15 protein-coding genes are annotated in these 14,355 nt (G+C 71.7%); 14 read left to right on the forward strand and 1 reads right to left on the reverse strand.

All coding sequences use genetic code 11. From position 1 onward, the window contains the following. Positions 1 to 202 precede the first annotated feature (202 nt). Genes QP939_RS49730 through QP939_RS49750 form a run of 5 tightly spaced genes read left to right on the forward strand, consistent with a single transcriptional unit; the run spans position 203 to position 3,803 of the window. Entirely contained in the window at positions 203 to 805 is a 603-nt protein-coding gene (locus QP939_RS49730; protein ID WP_285453953.1) for a hypothetical protein, read from the forward strand. Further along, positions 789 to 1,574, forward strand: a complete 786-nt coding sequence (locus QP939_RS49735) for a DUF4142 domain-containing protein (protein ID WP_285453954.1) — start codon at positions 789 to 791, stop codon at positions 1,572 to 1,574. The genes QP939_RS49730 and QP939_RS49735 overlap by 17 nt, the downstream gene beginning before the upstream one ends. Next, positions 1,567 to 2,184 (forward strand): ferric reductase-like transmembrane domain-containing protein, encoded by a 618-nt coding sequence (locus QP939_RS49740; protein ID WP_285453955.1) that lies wholly within the window; start codon positions 1,567 to 1,569, stop codon positions 2,182 to 2,184. Before QP939_RS49735 ends, QP939_RS49740 begins: the two co-directional genes overlap by 8 nt. Position 2,185: 1 nt before the next feature. Next, positions 2,186 to 2,416, forward strand: coding sequence for a ferredoxin (locus QP939_RS49745; protein ID WP_285453956.1), 231 nt, complete (start codon positions 2,186 to 2,188; stop codon positions 2,414 to 2,416). Then, positions 2,409 to 3,803 (forward strand): NAD(P)/FAD-dependent oxidoreductase, encoded by a 1,395-nt coding sequence (locus QP939_RS49750; protein WP_285453957.1) that lies wholly within the window; start codon positions 2,409 to 2,411, stop codon positions 3,801 to 3,803. Before QP939_RS49745 ends, QP939_RS49750 begins: the two co-directional genes overlap by 8 nt. A 367-nt stretch (positions 3,804 to 4,170) precedes the next feature. On the opposite strand, the gene QP939_RS49755 is transcribed toward QP939_RS49750, so the two are convergent. After that, positions 4,171 to 5,577 (reverse strand): MFS transporter, encoded by a 1,407-nt coding sequence (locus QP939_RS49755; RefSeq protein WP_352252891.1) that lies wholly within the window; start codon positions 5,575 to 5,577, stop codon positions 4,171 to 4,173. 111 nt (positions 5,578 to 5,688) lie between these two features. Between QP939_RS49755 and QP939_RS49760 the strand changes: the two genes are divergently transcribed. The 9 genes from QP939_RS49760 to QP939_RS49800 all read left to right on the forward strand — a co-directional run bounded on the left by QP939_RS49760 (position 5,689) and on the right by QP939_RS49800 (position 14,230). Further along, positions 5,689 to 6,567, forward strand: a complete 879-nt coding sequence (locus tag QP939_RS49760; RefSeq protein ID WP_285453959.1) for a LysR family transcriptional regulator — start codon at positions 5,689 to 5,691, stop codon at positions 6,565 to 6,567. A gap of 221 nt (positions 6,568 to 6,788) precedes the next feature. After that, positions 6,789 to 7,232, forward strand: a complete 444-nt coding sequence (locus tag QP939_RS49765; RefSeq protein ID WP_285453961.1) for a helix-turn-helix transcriptional regulator — start codon at positions 6,789 to 6,791, stop codon at positions 7,230 to 7,232. Positions 7,233 to 7,242: 10 nt separating this feature from the next. Beyond that, positions 7,243 to 7,653 (forward strand): VOC family protein, encoded by a 411-nt coding sequence (locus QP939_RS49770; RefSeq protein ID WP_285453962.1) that lies wholly within the window; start codon positions 7,243 to 7,245, stop codon positions 7,651 to 7,653. Positions 7,654 to 7,682: 29 nt separating this feature from the next. Beyond that, complete coding sequence (locus QP939_RS49775) at positions 7,683 to 8,879, forward strand: MFS transporter (protein ID WP_285453963.1); 1,197 nt, start codon at positions 7,683 to 7,685, stop codon at positions 8,877 to 8,879. Then, positions 8,870 to 9,127, forward strand: a complete 258-nt coding sequence (locus tag QP939_RS49780; protein WP_285453964.1) for a helix-turn-helix transcriptional regulator — start codon at positions 8,870 to 8,872, stop codon at positions 9,125 to 9,127. Before QP939_RS49775 ends, QP939_RS49780 begins: the two co-directional genes overlap by 10 nt. A gap of 5 nt (positions 9,128 to 9,132) precedes the next feature. Beyond that, entirely contained in the window at positions 9,133 to 9,546 is a 414-nt protein-coding gene (locus QP939_RS49785) for a VOC family protein (protein WP_285453965.1), read from the forward strand. A gap of 25 nt (positions 9,547 to 9,571) precedes the next feature. Continuing rightward, on the forward strand, positions 9,572 to 11,956 hold the full coding sequence (locus QP939_RS49790) for an ATP-binding cassette domain-containing protein (protein WP_285453966.1): 2,385 nt from the start codon (positions 9,572 to 9,574) through the stop codon (positions 11,954 to 11,956). 182 nt (positions 11,957 to 12,138) lie between these two features. Further along, positions 12,139 to 13,155, forward strand: a complete 1,017-nt coding sequence (locus QP939_RS49795) for a fatty acid desaturase family protein (protein ID WP_285453968.1) — start codon at positions 12,139 to 12,141, stop codon at positions 13,153 to 13,155. 10 nt (positions 13,156 to 13,165) lie between these two features. Beyond that, positions 13,166 to 14,230: an MBL fold metallo-hydrolase gene (locus QP939_RS49800; RefSeq protein ID WP_285453970.1), complete on the forward strand. Its 1,065-nt coding sequence runs from the start codon at positions 13,166 to 13,168 to the stop codon at positions 14,228 to 14,230. The last annotated feature ends 125 nt before the right edge of the window (positions 14,231 to 14,355 follow it).

Genomic DNA, 14,355 nt, shown 5'->3' on the forward strand with positions numbered 1-14,355 from the left:
GCTACGTCCAGTACCAATCGGACCCGAAACTTTTTTGAACCGTTTCCGGACCGTGTCCGTATCCCCTACCGAAGACCCCGACAAGGCGTTGTCCCCCGCAACGCTCCGCATCCACTCCGGACCGAATGTCCACTGTGGATCCTTCGCGCGCTTTTCCGCCTCACCCCAGGCTACTGCGCGTAGTCATGCCCACGGAGGAGCAGTGATCCGCATTCCCCGACCGGTGGTCCCCGCCGCCGTGTGCCTCACCGCACTCGCCCTGCTCACCGCGTGTTCCGCCGGCGCGTCCACGACCGGCGGCGGGTACGCCGCCGGCGGCGCCGCCATGCAGATGCCCATGCAGGGCCAGCAAGCCGTTCAGCAACCGTGGCCCATGCCCGTCCCGATGACCGCCAACTCGACCGACCCGGCGAAGAGCCAGCTGCGCGCCGCGCGGCCGTTCGACCTGGGGCCGATGCTCGTCGACGGTACGGGGTACACGGTGTACCGCTACGACAAGGATTCCCCGAACCCGTCGCGCTCCGCCTGCGTCGGCGCCTGCACCGACAAGTGGATCCCGGTGCGCGCCGCCGGCCAGCCGTCGCTGATCGGAGTCGACCCGTCCCTGGTCGGCACGCTGACCCGCGACGACGGCACCGACCAGCTCACCCTGGCCGGCTGGCCGCTCTACCACTACCTGCCCGACGAGATGCCCGGCGAGACGCTGGGCCAGGGCATGAACGACGCGTGGTACCCGATCACGCCGGACGGCCAGAAGATCGAGGCCACCCAGGACACGTGGAGGGCCAATGCTTTCCGCATCTGAGCTGGACACGCTGCCGGTGCCGCGGGAGCGGTTCCGGACGGCGGCCCGGATCCTGGTCGTGCTGGCCGCGGTCGCGGCCCTGCTCGCCCCCGGCGCCGAGTCGACGGCCCAGCAGCAGAGCACCGCCGTCCCGGCCACCGACGCGGTGCTGCTGGTCAAGGTCCGCCAGGCCGGGCTCTGGGAGATGCCGGCGGGCATGATGGCCATCCAGAAGGGCTCGAGCCAGGTCGTCAAGGACGTCGGCTTCGCGCTGATGGTCGACCACGGCCGCCTCGACGTCTTCACCCGCCAGCTGGCCCAGACCATGGGCGTCGCGCTGCCCGCCGTCCCGTCGGACGAGCAGCAGGGCTGGCTGCGGGAGATGCAGGCCGCGAGCGGGCCGACCTTCGACTCGGTCTTCGCCAACCGCCTGCGCGCCGCGCACGGCGCGATCCTGTCGATCCTCGCGCAGGTCCGGGCCGGCACCCGCGACGAGCGGGTCCGGGCGTTCGCGACGACCGGCAACCAGGCGGTGATGCGCCACATCACGCTGCTGGAGAGCACCGGCATGGTCGACTACACCGGCCTGCCCGAGGCCAACGTCTCCACCACCGCCGCGCCCGCCGGGGCGCAGCTCGGCCTCGACACGTCCCAGATCGCCGTGGTGGCGGCGTTGTTCCTCCTGGTCGGCGGCGGCCTCTTCTACGTGCTGCGCCAGATCAAGAGCAACCGCGGCCGCGCCCGGGCAGTTCGGCCGGCCGCCGTGAGAACCGGGGGTAGCCGTGGTTGAGACCTGGCACGACGCCACGATCCTGATCACCCAGCAGTTCCAGCCGAAGACCGACCCGGCGGCCCGCGGCCTCGCGGCCTTCGCCGCCCGCGCGTCCTACGCGGCGATGATGCTCACGCTCACCTGGGGCGTGCTCACCGCCACCGGCTGGGTGCGCTCGGTCACCGGCCGCAAGGCGCTGCGCAGCACGCACATGGTGCTGGCGACCGGGACGCTGATCTTCGGCGGCATCCACGCGCTGGGCTTCTTCTACCTGACGATCCAGCCTTACAGCCTGCAGTACCTGTTCCTGCCGTTCCTGTCGGGCCAGGAGACCCGGCACAGCATGGGCATCGTCGGCTTCGAGGTCATGCTGGCCATCGCGCTCACCGCGGGCCTGCAGCGGTTCACCTCCTACCGCCGCTGGCTGTGGCTGCACCGCTGCGCGTACCCGGCGGTGGCGCTGACCGCGCTGCACGCCTGGTTCGGCGCGATCGCCAACGGCCACCTCGCGACCGTGTGGCTGGGCGGCATCACGCTGCTCATCCCGGCCGTGACGGTGTCGCTGCTGCGGTTCCTGCCGGCCCACACCCTCGAACGCATCGGACTCGTGGAAGAGCAGGTGGCCTGAGATGGCTCTCCGTTTGCCCGGTGGCGGGCCCCGGATCAGCGTCGACAACGACCGGTGCGAGCTCTACGGCATCTGCGCCATGGAGGCGCCGGACGTGTTCGACCTCGGCCAGGACGGCCGCCTGCGCTTCCGCAAGCGGCTGCTGGACGAAGACACCATGGAACAGGCGAAGATGGCCGCCCGCTGCTGCCCGATGCAGGCGGTCGTGATGAGAGGGGACCTCGATGGCTGACGGCGACCGGATCGTCATCGTCGGCGCGGGCGTCGCCGGGCTGCGTGCCGCGGAACGCCTGCGGGAACTGAACTTCGACGGCGAGATCGTGCTCATCGGCGACGAAGCGCGGCGCCCGTACCACCGGCCGATGATTTCGAAGGCACTGGTGATGGGCACCGAACGGCCCAGCGACGTGGGCCTTTCGCACTACCTGCCCGACCTCGACGTGCACTGGCGCCTCGGCGCGCGCGTGATGCACCTGGACACCGTCGAGCGGGTCGTGCACCTGCCCGGCGGCGAATCCCTCTGGTACGACGGCCTGATCGCCGCGACCGGCGTCTACCCGCGGCACCTGCCCGGGGCTCCGCGCCACGACCCGCGGGTGCGGATCCTGCGCACGGTCGAGGATTCGATGGCCGTGCGGCGCTGCCTGCACGCCAGCAAGAAGCCGGCCGTCGTGATCGGCGCGGGCTTGATCGGCAACGAGTTCGCCGCGAGCATGCGGCACATCGGCCGCGACGTCACGCTGGTCGGGCACGCGAAAGCGCCGTTGCACCGCTTCGGCGACCGCGTCTCGAGCGGCATCGTCGAGGCGCACCACGAGCACCGCGCGAAGCTGGCGATGAAGAGCGAAGTGCGGCACTGGATCAGCACGAAGGACACCGTCGGGCTGCACCTGACGAACAACCAGCTGCTGGTCGCCAGCGTCGTCGTGCTCGCCATCGGCAGCGTCCCGTCGGTGGACTGGATGCGCGGCTCCGGCCTCGACATCAGCGACGGCGTGCTCTGCGACGCGAAGCTGTTCGCCGAGGGCGCTTCCGACGTCGTCGTCGCCGGGGACATCGCGCGCTGGCCGAACCTGCGCTTCGACGAGACCCCGCGGCGGGTCGAGCACTGGATCAACGCCGTCGAGTCGGCCCGGCACGCGGCCGAGAACCTGCTGATGGGCCACTCGAGCGCGAAGCCGTTCACCCCGCTCCCCCGCGCCTGGTCGACGTTGTACGACACGCGGCTGCAGATGTGCGGGATGCCGTCGTTGGCCGAGGACACCGTGTCGCTGGCCGACGGCATCACCGGCTTCATCCGTGACGGGCGGCTCGTCGGCATCTCCTCGTGGGACAAGCCGCGGGCGATGCTCGACTGGATGGCCGAGCTCGACCGCCGTCTCCCGGCGCCGGACTACGTGCCCGAGCCGGAGCCGGCGCCCGCGGTGCCCGAGGTCGAGCCGTCGCTGGCCGCGCTGTCGGCCGAGGTGCCGCCGGAGTTCGAGAGCGGCTTCGACCAGCAGGCCTTCGAGCGCGAGTTCGCGAGCGAGTTCGCCAACGACATCCCGACGACGGCCTTCCCCGCCCAGTCGCTGCCGGTGGCGGCCCTGCCGACGATGGCCATCCCGATGGGGAGGTAGAGAAGCCGGGACGGGGCTGCGCGCGGCGGCCACCGTCCCTCGCCGGTCACCACGCCCCCTCCGCGGCTGGGCGGTGTGGTGACCGGCCCCCAGCGTCCCCCTGCCCGCCTCGCGTGGTCGACCGAGCGCCCGGCGGGCCTGGAGAGGGCCATCCCGAGGGAACCCGACGCCTTCGGGATGGCCTTCTTCCGGCACACCGGGCGGGGGCCCGGGGTCGAGCGCCGCGGCGGGACTACCCGCCGGGGCGTGCGGGCCGTGGGGTCTTCGCGGCGGAAGGGTATGCCGCCGCGAGGGCTGCACGGTCCGCGGTCGGGGTTGCACCGGTGCGAGGCCGTCCCGGGGGAAACGGGAGCCCCCGGGACGGCTTTCACCCCGCGCGCCGGGACACCCGCGACTCCGCCACGACGAACGCGCCGAGCACGAGCACGGCGATCCCGACCACGCGCAACCCGGCGTCTGCGCCCGAGACGAACGCCGTGACGACGTCGGGCGCGTGCCCGGCCCGGGCGACGGCTTCGGCGACCGTGTGCGCCCCGCGCGCTTCGGACGGGAGTGCTTCGGCGAACTTCGCGGTCAGCACCGTGCCGATGACGGCGACGCCGAGCGCGCTGCCGAACTCCCGCGTCGTGGCCTGCAGCCCGGTGCCCACGCCCGCCTGCGACGGCGGCAGCGAACCGGCGATGACACCCGACAGCGTCGGCAGCGCCAGCGTCACCCCGATCCCGGTCACCACGAGCCACGCCGCGTAGACCGCGTACGGCGTTTGGATGTCGCTTGTGGACAGTCCGAGCAGGCCGCCGCCGACGAAGGCGAACGCGAGCGCGACGGTGGTGTCGAGGCCGATGCGCCGGGACAACGGCCCGGCGTGGCGTCCGCCGAGGATGATCGGGACGGTCAGCGGGATGATCCCGAGCCCGGTGCCCAGCACGCCGAACCCCTTGGCGTACTGGAGGAACGACGCGTTGACGTAGAAGAGCGCGAACATGCCGAAGAACACCGCCGTCATGCCGAGGCAGGCGCTGCGCAGGCCCGAGATCCGGAACAGCCGGGGGTCGAGCAGCGGGTGTTCGGACTTGAGCTCCCGGAGGACCCAGGCGGTGAACAGCACGGCGGCCGCGGCGAAGCCGATCACGACGACCGCACTCCCCCAGCCCGCTTCGGGTCCTTGGACGATCCCGACGAGCAGAGCGACCGAGGCACCGACGAGCAGCACCGCGGCCACCGGGTCGAGCCGCCGGTCGTGGCGCGCCGACACGGGCGCGATCCGGGCCACCAGCGCGGCTTCGACGAGCGCGACCGGCACGGCGGCGGCGAACAGCCAGCGCCACGACCCGCCGGCCAGGACCACCCCGCCACCGACGTTGCCGACGACGCCACCGATGCCGGTCATCGACGCCCAGGTGGCGATCGTCGCGGGCTTCCGGTGCGCGGGCACGGCGTGCAGCAGGACGGCGAGGGAGTTGGGCAGCACGGCGGCGGCGCCGAGCCCGGTGAGCGCGCGGCCCGCGAGCAGGAGGACGACGTCCGGCGCGACGGCCGACAGCAGCGCACCCGCCGCGACCAGCCCGAGCCCGGCGAGCAGGACGCCCTTGCGGCCGAACCGGTCGCCCGCGGCGCCGCCGGGGATGACGAGGCAGGCGAAGACGATGACGTAGGTGTCGACGATCCAGACCAGCGTGGCCGCGGACGGGTGCAGCGCGCTCGCGGCGAGCATCGGGACGGCGAGGTTGACCGCCGCGACCAGGCCGACCACGAGCACGACGCAGGCGCACACGACCGGGAGCAGGCCGCGGTGTTCGTTGAGATCCATTCACCCGACGCTATTGCCGGTCTCTGTGGTCGTGCCACGCAACTTCGGCAGGGCTTGTTTGCGTACGATGCAAGTGTGGATCTGAACCTGCTGCGCGTCTTCGACGCCTTGTTGCGCGAGGGCAGTGTCACGGCCGCGGCCGAGCGCCTGAACCTGTCGATCCCGGCGACGAGCCGGGCACTGGGCAGGCTGCGGCGGGCGATGAACGACCCGATCCTGGTCCGCGCGGGCCGCGGGATGACGCCGACGCCGTTCGCCCTGCGGACGGCACCGCGCGTGCGATCGCTGCTGGAGGAGGCGTCGGCGCTGATCAGCACCGAGGTGGCGATCGCCGACCTCGAGCGCACGTTCACGATCCGCATCAACGACGGCGTGGCGGCCACCCTGGCGACGGCGGCGGCCGAAGCGACGGCGGCGGCCGCCCCGGGGGTGACGCTGCGTTTCGTCGCGGAGGGCACGGAGAGCGTGGAGGCCCTGCGCGACGGCTCGATCGACCTGGACATCGGCGTCGGCGAGCACGCGGCGCCCGACATCCGCGGCACGGTGCTCTACCGCGAGCGCCTGGTCGCGGCGGTGCGCGCGGACAGCCCGCTGGGCCGGCACCGCCGTCCGACGCTGGCGCAGCTGTGCCGTCACCCGCACGTGTCGGCCTCCCGCCGCGGCCGCGCCCGCGGGCCGCTGGACGAGGTGCTCGCGGCGGAGGGGTTGCACCGGCACGTGGCCGCGGTGGTGCCGACGGCGGCGGTGGCCGTGCTGGTGGTCGCGTCCAGCCCGTACGTCGGGTTGCTGCCCCAGCGCCTGGCCGAGCAGTACGCCGAGCCGCTCGGCCTGCGGTGGTTCCCGGTCCCGGCGGAGCTGCCGGAGGTGGAGGTCAGGCTGTCGTGGCACGCACGGCTCGACGCGGACCCGGCCCAGCAGTGGCTGCGCACGACGATCACCGACGCGCTCGGCTGACCCGGGCGCCGCGGCCCTGCCGACGCGCGCCCGCCCGCAACGAGCCCCGCGGCCGGCTGGTCCCCGAGCGGCCGAGCGCCCCAATGTGGCCTTGGTTGCGTCACACGCACCGAAGGCCGCCTTGGTTGCGTCAGACGCACCGAAGGCCACATTGGGGCGCTCCCCCGACCGGGCGGACCGAGCGCACCCGCGGAGACCCTCCCGTGTGGCACGATTCATGCGTGACCAGCACCGCCGCCACGGCGCAGTACCTCCGCGACCTCGCGTTGCTGCGCCGCGTCCGGGATCGGATCGACCGGGAGTACGCCCAGCCGCTCGATGTCGACGCGCTCGCCAAAGGTGTGAACATGTCCGCCGGGCACCTCAGCCGCCAGTTTCGCAAGGCCTACGGAGAGTCACCGTATTCGTACCTGATGACCCGGCGGATCGAACGGGCGATGGCCCTGCTGCGCAAGGGCGAGCTGAGCGTCACCGAGGTCTGCTTCACCGTCGGGTTCTCGTCGCTCGGCACCTTCAGCACGCGGTTCGCCGAGCTGGTGGGCATGCCGCCGAGCGTCTACCGCGAGCAGCAGGCCGAGGCCACGCTCGGGATGCCGCCGTGCGTCGCCAAGCAGGTCACCAGACCGATCAGGAATCGAGAAGCACGACCGCAGGCGCACACCTAGGGTGACGGCCATGGACGTCACCATTCACTCGAGCTTCCTCCCGCACACCGACCCCGAAGCGTCGCTCGCCTTCTACCGCGACCTGCTCGGCTTCGAGGTCCGGATGAACGTCAAGTACGGCGACATGGCCTGGATCACCGTCGGCCCGCCGAACCAGCCCGACACCGCGATCGTGCTGGCGCCGGCGACCGCGACGCCCGGCCTCACCGACGACGAGCGCCGCACCATCACCGAGATGATGGCCAAGGGCACCTACGCGAGCATCAACCTCGCCACCAAGGACCTCGACGCCCTCTTCACCAAGCTCAAGGACGGCAACGCCGAGGTCGTCCAGGAGCCGGTCGAGCAGCCCTACGGCGTCCGCGACTGCTCCTTCCGCGACCCCGCCGGCAACCTCCTGCGCATCCAGGAGCTGCGCTGACCACGACCGCCCCGCTCAGCTACCGCGAGGTGCTGCGCGACCGGCGGGTCGCCGGGCTCCTGCTGGGGGACCTCCTGGCCAACGTCGGCACCGGCATGCTGCTCGTCGCCATGCCCGTGCAGACATTGTCGCTGCACGGTGCCGTCCCGAAGGCGATCGCCATCGGGCTCGTCGAGGCCGCGCCGTTCGTGCTGTCCACCGTGCTCGCGCTGGCCATCGGGCTCGGCCGGGTGCGGGTGCCGCCGCGCACGCTGCTGGCCGCCGACTGCGTCCTGCGGTCGCTGACCTTCACCGCGCTCGGCGTCCTGGCCGTCACCGGCGCGCTCACCCTGCCGGTGCTCATCGCCGGGCTCCTCTTCGGCGCGACGTTCCGGCTGGCCGGGTCCAGCAGCCGACGTCTGCTCGCGACGTCGGCCGCGGGCGAGTCCGGGCGCTTCTCGGTCAACGGCCTGCTCGGGCTGAACACGACGTTCGCGCTCTACATCGCCGGGCCCGTGCTGGGCGGCGTGGTCGTCGCGACGGCGGGCGCGAGCCTCGCGCTCTTTCTCGACGCCGCCGGGGCGCTGCTCCTGCTCGCGGCCACCCTCGCCTGCGTCCCGCAGCCCGCGCGGACCCCGGACCGGCCCGCCGGGTCGGGCTGGCGGATCCTGCGCCGCCGCCCGGTGGCCGCGCGGCTGCTCGTCGTCGAGTTCTTCTTCAACTTCCTCTACATGCCCATCGAAGTCGCGCTGCCGCTGTACGTGAGCGGGACGCTGCACGCCGGCGCGTCCGGCCTCGGGCTGCTGTGGGGTGCGCTCGGAGTCGGCGCGTTCGCCGGCGCCGCGCTCGTCAACCAGCTCCGCACGCTGCCCCAGAAACCGTTGCTGGTGGCGATCATCGGCCTGTGGGCGCTGTGCCCGATCGGCCTCGCGCTCGTCGGCGACCTGACCGCGGCGCTGGTCGTGTTCGCCTTGGGCGGCCTGGTGTACGCGCCGTTCACGCCGGTCGCCTACAGCTTCCTCCAATCCGGACTGGCGCCCGGCGAACAACAGCAGGTCGTCACGCTGTGGACGACCGGGTCCACGGTGGCCGCCCCGCTCGGCCTGGCGCTCGGCGGGCCGCTCATCGAACTGACCGGCAGCACCGGCGGGCTCGTGCTGTCCGGCGCGCTGACCCTCCTGCTGCTCCCGATCGCGGCCCGGGCGGTGCTCGGGCGCACACCGGAAGGGGACCTGCAATGTGCCTGAGCCTCGCCGCCGCCGCGCGGCAGCACCTGCGCGAACTCGTGCTGCTGCGCCGGGTTCGCGACCGCATCGACGCCGATCCCGCGCGGCCGCTGGACATCGAGGCCTTCGCCCACAGCGTCGACCTGCCCGTCGCACTGTTCGTCCGCCGGTTCCGGGACGCCTACGGGCTTTCCCCGCACGGCTACCGGCGGGCCGTCGAAGCGATCAGGAATCGAGAAGCCTCCCCCGTGGCGCCGAAAGTAGCGTGATTCCCATGAACCTCACCATTCACCAGACCTTCCTCCCCCACCACGACCACAAGGCTTCGCTGGCCTTCTACCGCGACACCCTCGGCTTCGAGGTGCGCAACGACGTCGACTACGGCGGCCAGCACTGGCTGACAATCGGCCTGCCCGGCCAGCCCGACACCTCGCTCGTCCTGCAGCCGACCGGCGCCGCGTACGGGCAGCTGTCCGACGAAGAACGCCGCACCATCACCGAAATGATGGCCAAGGGCACCTTCGCCGCGGTCAACCTGGCCACCGACGACCTGGACGCCACCTTCGAACGGGTGCAGGCGGGCGACGCCGAAGTCGTCCAGGAACCGACCGACCAGCCGTGGGGCATCCGCGACTGCTCGTTCCGCGACCCCGCCGGAAACCTCGTCCGCATCCAAGAAGTGCGCTGACCCGAACCGAAGCTGGAGTACCCCGATGAGCAAGCCCACGAGGAAGAGCACGGCCGCGCCGCACGTCGCCGACAGCCACGACCTGATCCGCGTCCACGGCGCCCGCGTGAACAACCTCAAGGACGTCAGCGTCGAGCTGCCGAAGCGGCGCCTGACGGTGTTCACCGGGGTCTCCGGCTCCGGCAAGAGCTCCCTGGTGTTCAGCACGATCGCCGCCGAGTCGCAGCGGCTGATCAACGAGACCTACAGCACCTTCGTGCAGGGTTTCATGCCGACGCTCGCCCGGCCCGACGTCGACGTCCTGGACGGGATCACCACCGCGATCATCGTCGACCAGGAGCGGATGGGCGCCAACGCGCACTCCACCGTCGGCACCGCGACCGACGCCAACGCGATGCTGCGCATCCTCTTCAGCAGACTCGGGCAGCCGCACATCGGTTCGCCGCAAGCGTTTTCGTTCAACGTCGCCTCGATCAGCGGCGCGGGCGCCGTCACCATCGACAAGGGCGGGCGGCAGATCAAGGAGCGGCGCAGCTTCAGCATCACCGGCGGCATGTGCCCGCGCTGCGAGGGCCGCGGCCGCGTCAACGACATCGACCTGACCGCCCTGTTCGACGAGGAAAAGTCGCTCAACGAGGGCGCGATCACCATCCCGGGTTACAGCATGGAGGGCTGGTACGGCCGCATCTTCCGCGGCTCCGGCTTCTTCGACCCGGACAAGCCGATCAAGAAGTACACGAAGAAGCAGTTCAACGACCTGGTCTACAAGGAACCGACCAAGATCAAGGTCGAGGGCATCAACCTGACCTACTCGGGCCTGGTGCCCTCGATCCAGCGGTCGATGCTGTCCAAGGACGTCGACTCGCTGCAGCCGCACATCCGCGCGTTCGTCGAGCGGGCCGTCACCTTCACGACGTGCCCGGACTGCGACGGCACGCGGCTGTCGGCGGAGGCGCGGTCGTCGAAGATCGACGGGATCAGCATCGCCGACGCGTGCGCGATGCAGATCAGCGACCTCGCCGCCTGGGTCGGCAAGCTGGCCGAGCCGTCGGTCGCGCCGCTGCTGGAGGCGCTGCGGCGGACGCTCGACTCGTTCGTCGAGATCGGCCTCGGCTACCTCTCGCTCGACCGTCCATCCGGGACGCTCTCGGGCGGGGAAGCCCAGCGCACCAAGATGATCCGCCACCTCGGGTCGTCGCTCACCGACGTCACCTACGTCTTCGACGAGCCGACGATCGGCCTGCACCCGCACGACATCCAGCGCATGAACGAGCTGCTGCTCCAGCTGCGGGACAAGGGGAACACGGTCCTGGTCGTCGAGCACAAGCCGGAGGCGATCGCGATCGCCGACCACGTCGTCGATCTCGGGCCCGGCGCGGGCTCGGGTGGCGGCGAGGTCGTCTTCGAGGGCACTGTGGACGGTCTGCGCAAGAGCAAGACGTTGACCGGCAGGCACTTGGACGACCGGGCTTCGCTGAAGCCGTCGGTGCGCACGCCGTCGGGCGCGCTGGAGATCCGCGGTGCTTCGCTGCACAACCTGCAGGACGTCGACGTCGACATCCCGCTCGGCGTGCTGACCGTGGTGACCGGGGTGGCCGGTTCGGGCAAGAGCTCGCTGATCCACGGTTCGGTGTCCGGCGAGGACGTCGTGACGGTCGACCAGACCGGCATCCGCGGTTCGCGGCGCAGCAACCCGGCGACCTACACGGGTCTGCTGGAGCCGATCCGCAAGGCGTTCGCCAAGGCCAACGGCGTGAAGCCGGCGTTGTTCAGCGCGAACTCCGAGGGGGCGTGCCCCAACTGCAACGGCGCCGGCGTCGTCTACACGGACCTGGGGATCATGGCGGGCACGGCCACCCCGTGCGAGGTGTGCGAGGGCAAGCGGTTCCTGGCCGAAGTGCTCGACTACAAGTTCGGCGGCCGCGACATCAGCGAGGTGCTCGCCATGTCGGTGGCCGAGGCGGAGGAATTCTTCGCCGACGGCGAGGCGAAGATCCCGGCGGCGCACAAGATCCTGACGTACCTGTCCGAGGTCGGCCTTGGCTACCTGACGCTGGGCCAGCCCCTGACGACGCTGTCCGGCGGCGAGCGGCAGCGCATCAAGCTGGCGACGCACATGGGCGAGAAGGGCGGGGTGTACGTCCTCGACGAGCCGACGGCGGGCCTGCACCTGGCGGACGTCGAGCAGTTGCTGCGCCTGCTGGACCGGCTGGTGGACTCGGGCAAGTCGGTGATCGTGATCGAGCACCACCAGGCGGTGATGGCCCACGCGGACTGGATCATCGACCTCGGCCCCGGCGCGGGTCACGACGGCGGCAAGATCGTGTTCGAGGGCACGCCGGAGCAGCTGGTGAAGGCGCGCAAGAAGACGCTGACGGGCAAGCACCTCGCGGAGTACGTCGGCGCCTGACCCGAGCGCCCCAATGTGGCCTTGGTTGCGTCTTGCGCACCGAAGGCCGCCTTGGTTGCGTCTGACGCACCGAAGGCCACATTGGGGCGCTCCATACCAGGGTGACCGGTAGGGCTGGCCCCCGGAAAGTGCCGGAGGCGAGCAGGATTCCGGGCACGGTCGCCGCCGCGAAGACTCGGGTGGTGACCACTACAGAGATCAGCGCCGGGAGCGACTTCGCCCGGCTGAGCCGCCGCATCTCCGCCGCCGGGCTGATGGACCGCCGTCCCGGTTACTACGCCGCCCGGATTTCGCTCGTCGGCGGGTTGTTCGCCGCGGGCTGGGTCGCCTTCGCGCTGCTGGGGAACTCGTGGTGGCAGCTGGCCGTCGCCGCGTTCATGGCCGTCATGTTCGGCCAGGTCGCCCTGCTGTCGCACGATCTCGCGCACAAGCAGGTGTTCCGGCGGCGGCGGCCCACCGAAATAGCCGGGATGCTCGCCGGGAACCTCGGCATCGGGATGAGCTACGGCTGGTGGATGGACAAGCACACCCGCCACCACGCCAACCCGAACCACGAGGAGCTCGACCCCGACGTCGACCCGGACATCCTCGTCTGGTCGAAGGACCAGGCCCGCGCCAGCCGGGGCGTGCCGCGGTTCATCGGGCGGTACCAGGCATTCCTGTTCTTCCCGCTGCTCACCCTCGAAGGCCTCAACCTGCACTGGTCGGGCATCCGCGCGGTGCGCAAGCCCGGCCTGCGCCGCCGCGGGCTCGAAGCCGCGCTGCTCGCCGCGCACTTCGTCCTGTACGCGAGTGCCCTGCTCACCGTCCTGAGCCCCGGCATGGCGTTGCTGTTCTTCGCCGTCCACCAGGGACTGTGGGGTGTCTACATGGGATCGATCTTCGCGCCCAACCACAAGGGCATGCCGACGCTGACCGGGCGCCCCGAGCTCGACTTCCTCCGCAAGCAGGTGCTGACCTCCCGCAACGTCCGCGGCGGCGTCGTCACCGACGTCGCCCTCGGCGGCCTCAACTACCAGATCGAGCACCACCTGTTCCCGAGCATGCCGTCGCCGCACCTGCGGCGGGCGCAGCCGATCGTCCGGGCCTACTGCGCCGAGCTGGGCATCCCGTACGTGGAGACGAGCCTCGTCGAGTCGTACCGGCAGGCCCTCACCCACCTGCATGAAGCTGGGGCTCCTCTCAGGAACCGTTCGTAGACTCGGGTCCATGAGAAAGACTGTCGCGGCGCTGCGCGACCTGCCCGCGGCGTTCGGCGCCAAGGCGGCGGGCGCGCGGGCCGAGCGGGTCCGCCGGTCACCGCAGTTCGACGGCAAGGTGTTCCGCAACGCCGCGCCGCGGCTCCCGATGACCGCGGCGTCGATGCGGACGATCTTCCGGGAGATGTTCTTCGGCGAGCACCGCGAGCTGCGCAAGCCCGGCGGCGCGGTGCCGCTGGTGGCCGCGGCGCCGGTCGAGTCGGCCGACGGCCTGCACCTGACCTGGTACGGCCACGCGTCCGCGCTGGTCGAGCTGGACGGCGCGCGCGTCCTGCTCGACCCGGTGTGGAGCGACCGCGTCTCCCCCGCCGCGTTCGCCGGCCCCCGGCGGCTGCACGAGCCGCCGGTGCCGCTGTCCGGGCTGGGCCGGATCGACGCGGTCGTCATCTCGCACGACCACTACGACCACCTGGACCTGGCGACGGTCCGCGCGCTGGTGGCTTCGTCGTCGGCCCCGTTCCTCGTGCCGCTCGGCGTGGGCGCGCACCTCGAACGCTGGCGCGTCCCGGCCGACCGGATCATCGAGCTGGACTGGCACGAGGAAGCGACGGTCGCGGGCGTCCGGTTCGTGGCGACCCCGGCCCAGCACTTCTCCGGCCGCGGCATCACGAACGACGACACGCTGTGGACGTCGTGGGCGCTCCTGGGGCCGGAGCACCGGGTGTTCTACAGCGGTGACACGGGCTATTTCGACGGGTTCGCCGCGATCGGGGAAGCACACGGCCCGTTCGACGCGGCCCTGATCCAGATCGGCGCGTACGCCCCGCAGTGGCCGGACATCCACATGACGCCGGAGGAGGGCGTCGCGGCGGGGATCGACGTGCGGGCGAAGCTGCTGGTCCCGGTGCACTGGGCGACGTTCCAGCTGGCGATGCACCCGTGGGGCGAACCGGCGGACCGGGTGTGGCGCGAAGCCAAGGCGGCGGACCTGCCGATCGCGATCCCCCGCCCGGGCGAGCGCATCGACGCGACGGAGCCCCCGCCGGTGGACGGCTGGTGGCAGGCCCTCTCGTGACCGGCGGTGCTTGCCGGGGTTCGCTCGCCGAGCGGCGGCCCAACCCGCGGCGGGCGAACCGCACGACCCCGGAGCGCCCAATGAACCTGGCCCCGCGGGCGGCCGCCCCGCCGACCGACCCTGGA

The organism is Amycolatopsis nalaikhensis, from assembly GCF_030264295.1.
Taxonomy (GTDB): Bacteria; Actinomycetota; Actinomycetes; order Mycobacteriales; family Pseudonocardiaceae; genus Amycolatopsis; species Amycolatopsis nalaikhensis.

Bases quoted from the DNA above. Each gene is read 5' to 3' on its own strand.
- QP939_RS49735 (WP_285453954.1), top strand. From the start codon at position 789: ATGCTTTCCGCATCTGAGCTGGACACGCTGCCGGTGCCGCGGGAGCGG.
- QP939_RS49745 (WP_285453956.1), top strand. From the start codon at position 2,186: ATGGCTCTCCGTTTGCCCGGTGGCGGGCCCCGGATCAGCGTCGACAAC.
- QP939_RS49750 (WP_285453957.1), top strand. From the start codon at position 2,409: ATGGCTGACGGCGACCGGATCGTCATCGTCGGCGCGGGCGTCGCCGGG.
- QP939_RS49770 (WP_285453962.1), top strand. From the start codon at position 7,243: ATGGACGTCACCATTCACTCGAGCTTCCTCCCGCACACCGACCCCGAA.
- QP939_RS49780 (WP_285453964.1), top strand. From the start codon at position 8,870: ATGTGCCTGAGCCTCGCCGCCGCCGCGCGGCAGCACCTGCGCGAACTC.
- QP939_RS49785 (WP_285453965.1), top strand. From the start codon at position 9,133: ATGAACCTCACCATTCACCAGACCTTCCTCCCCCACCACGACCACAAG.
- QP939_RS49790 (WP_285453966.1), top strand. From the start codon at position 9,572: ATGAGCAAGCCCACGAGGAAGAGCACGGCCGCGCCGCACGTCGCCGAC.
- QP939_RS49800 (WP_285453970.1), top strand. From the start codon at position 13,166: ATGAGAAAGACTGTCGCGGCGCTGCGCGACCTGCCCGCGGCGTTCGGC.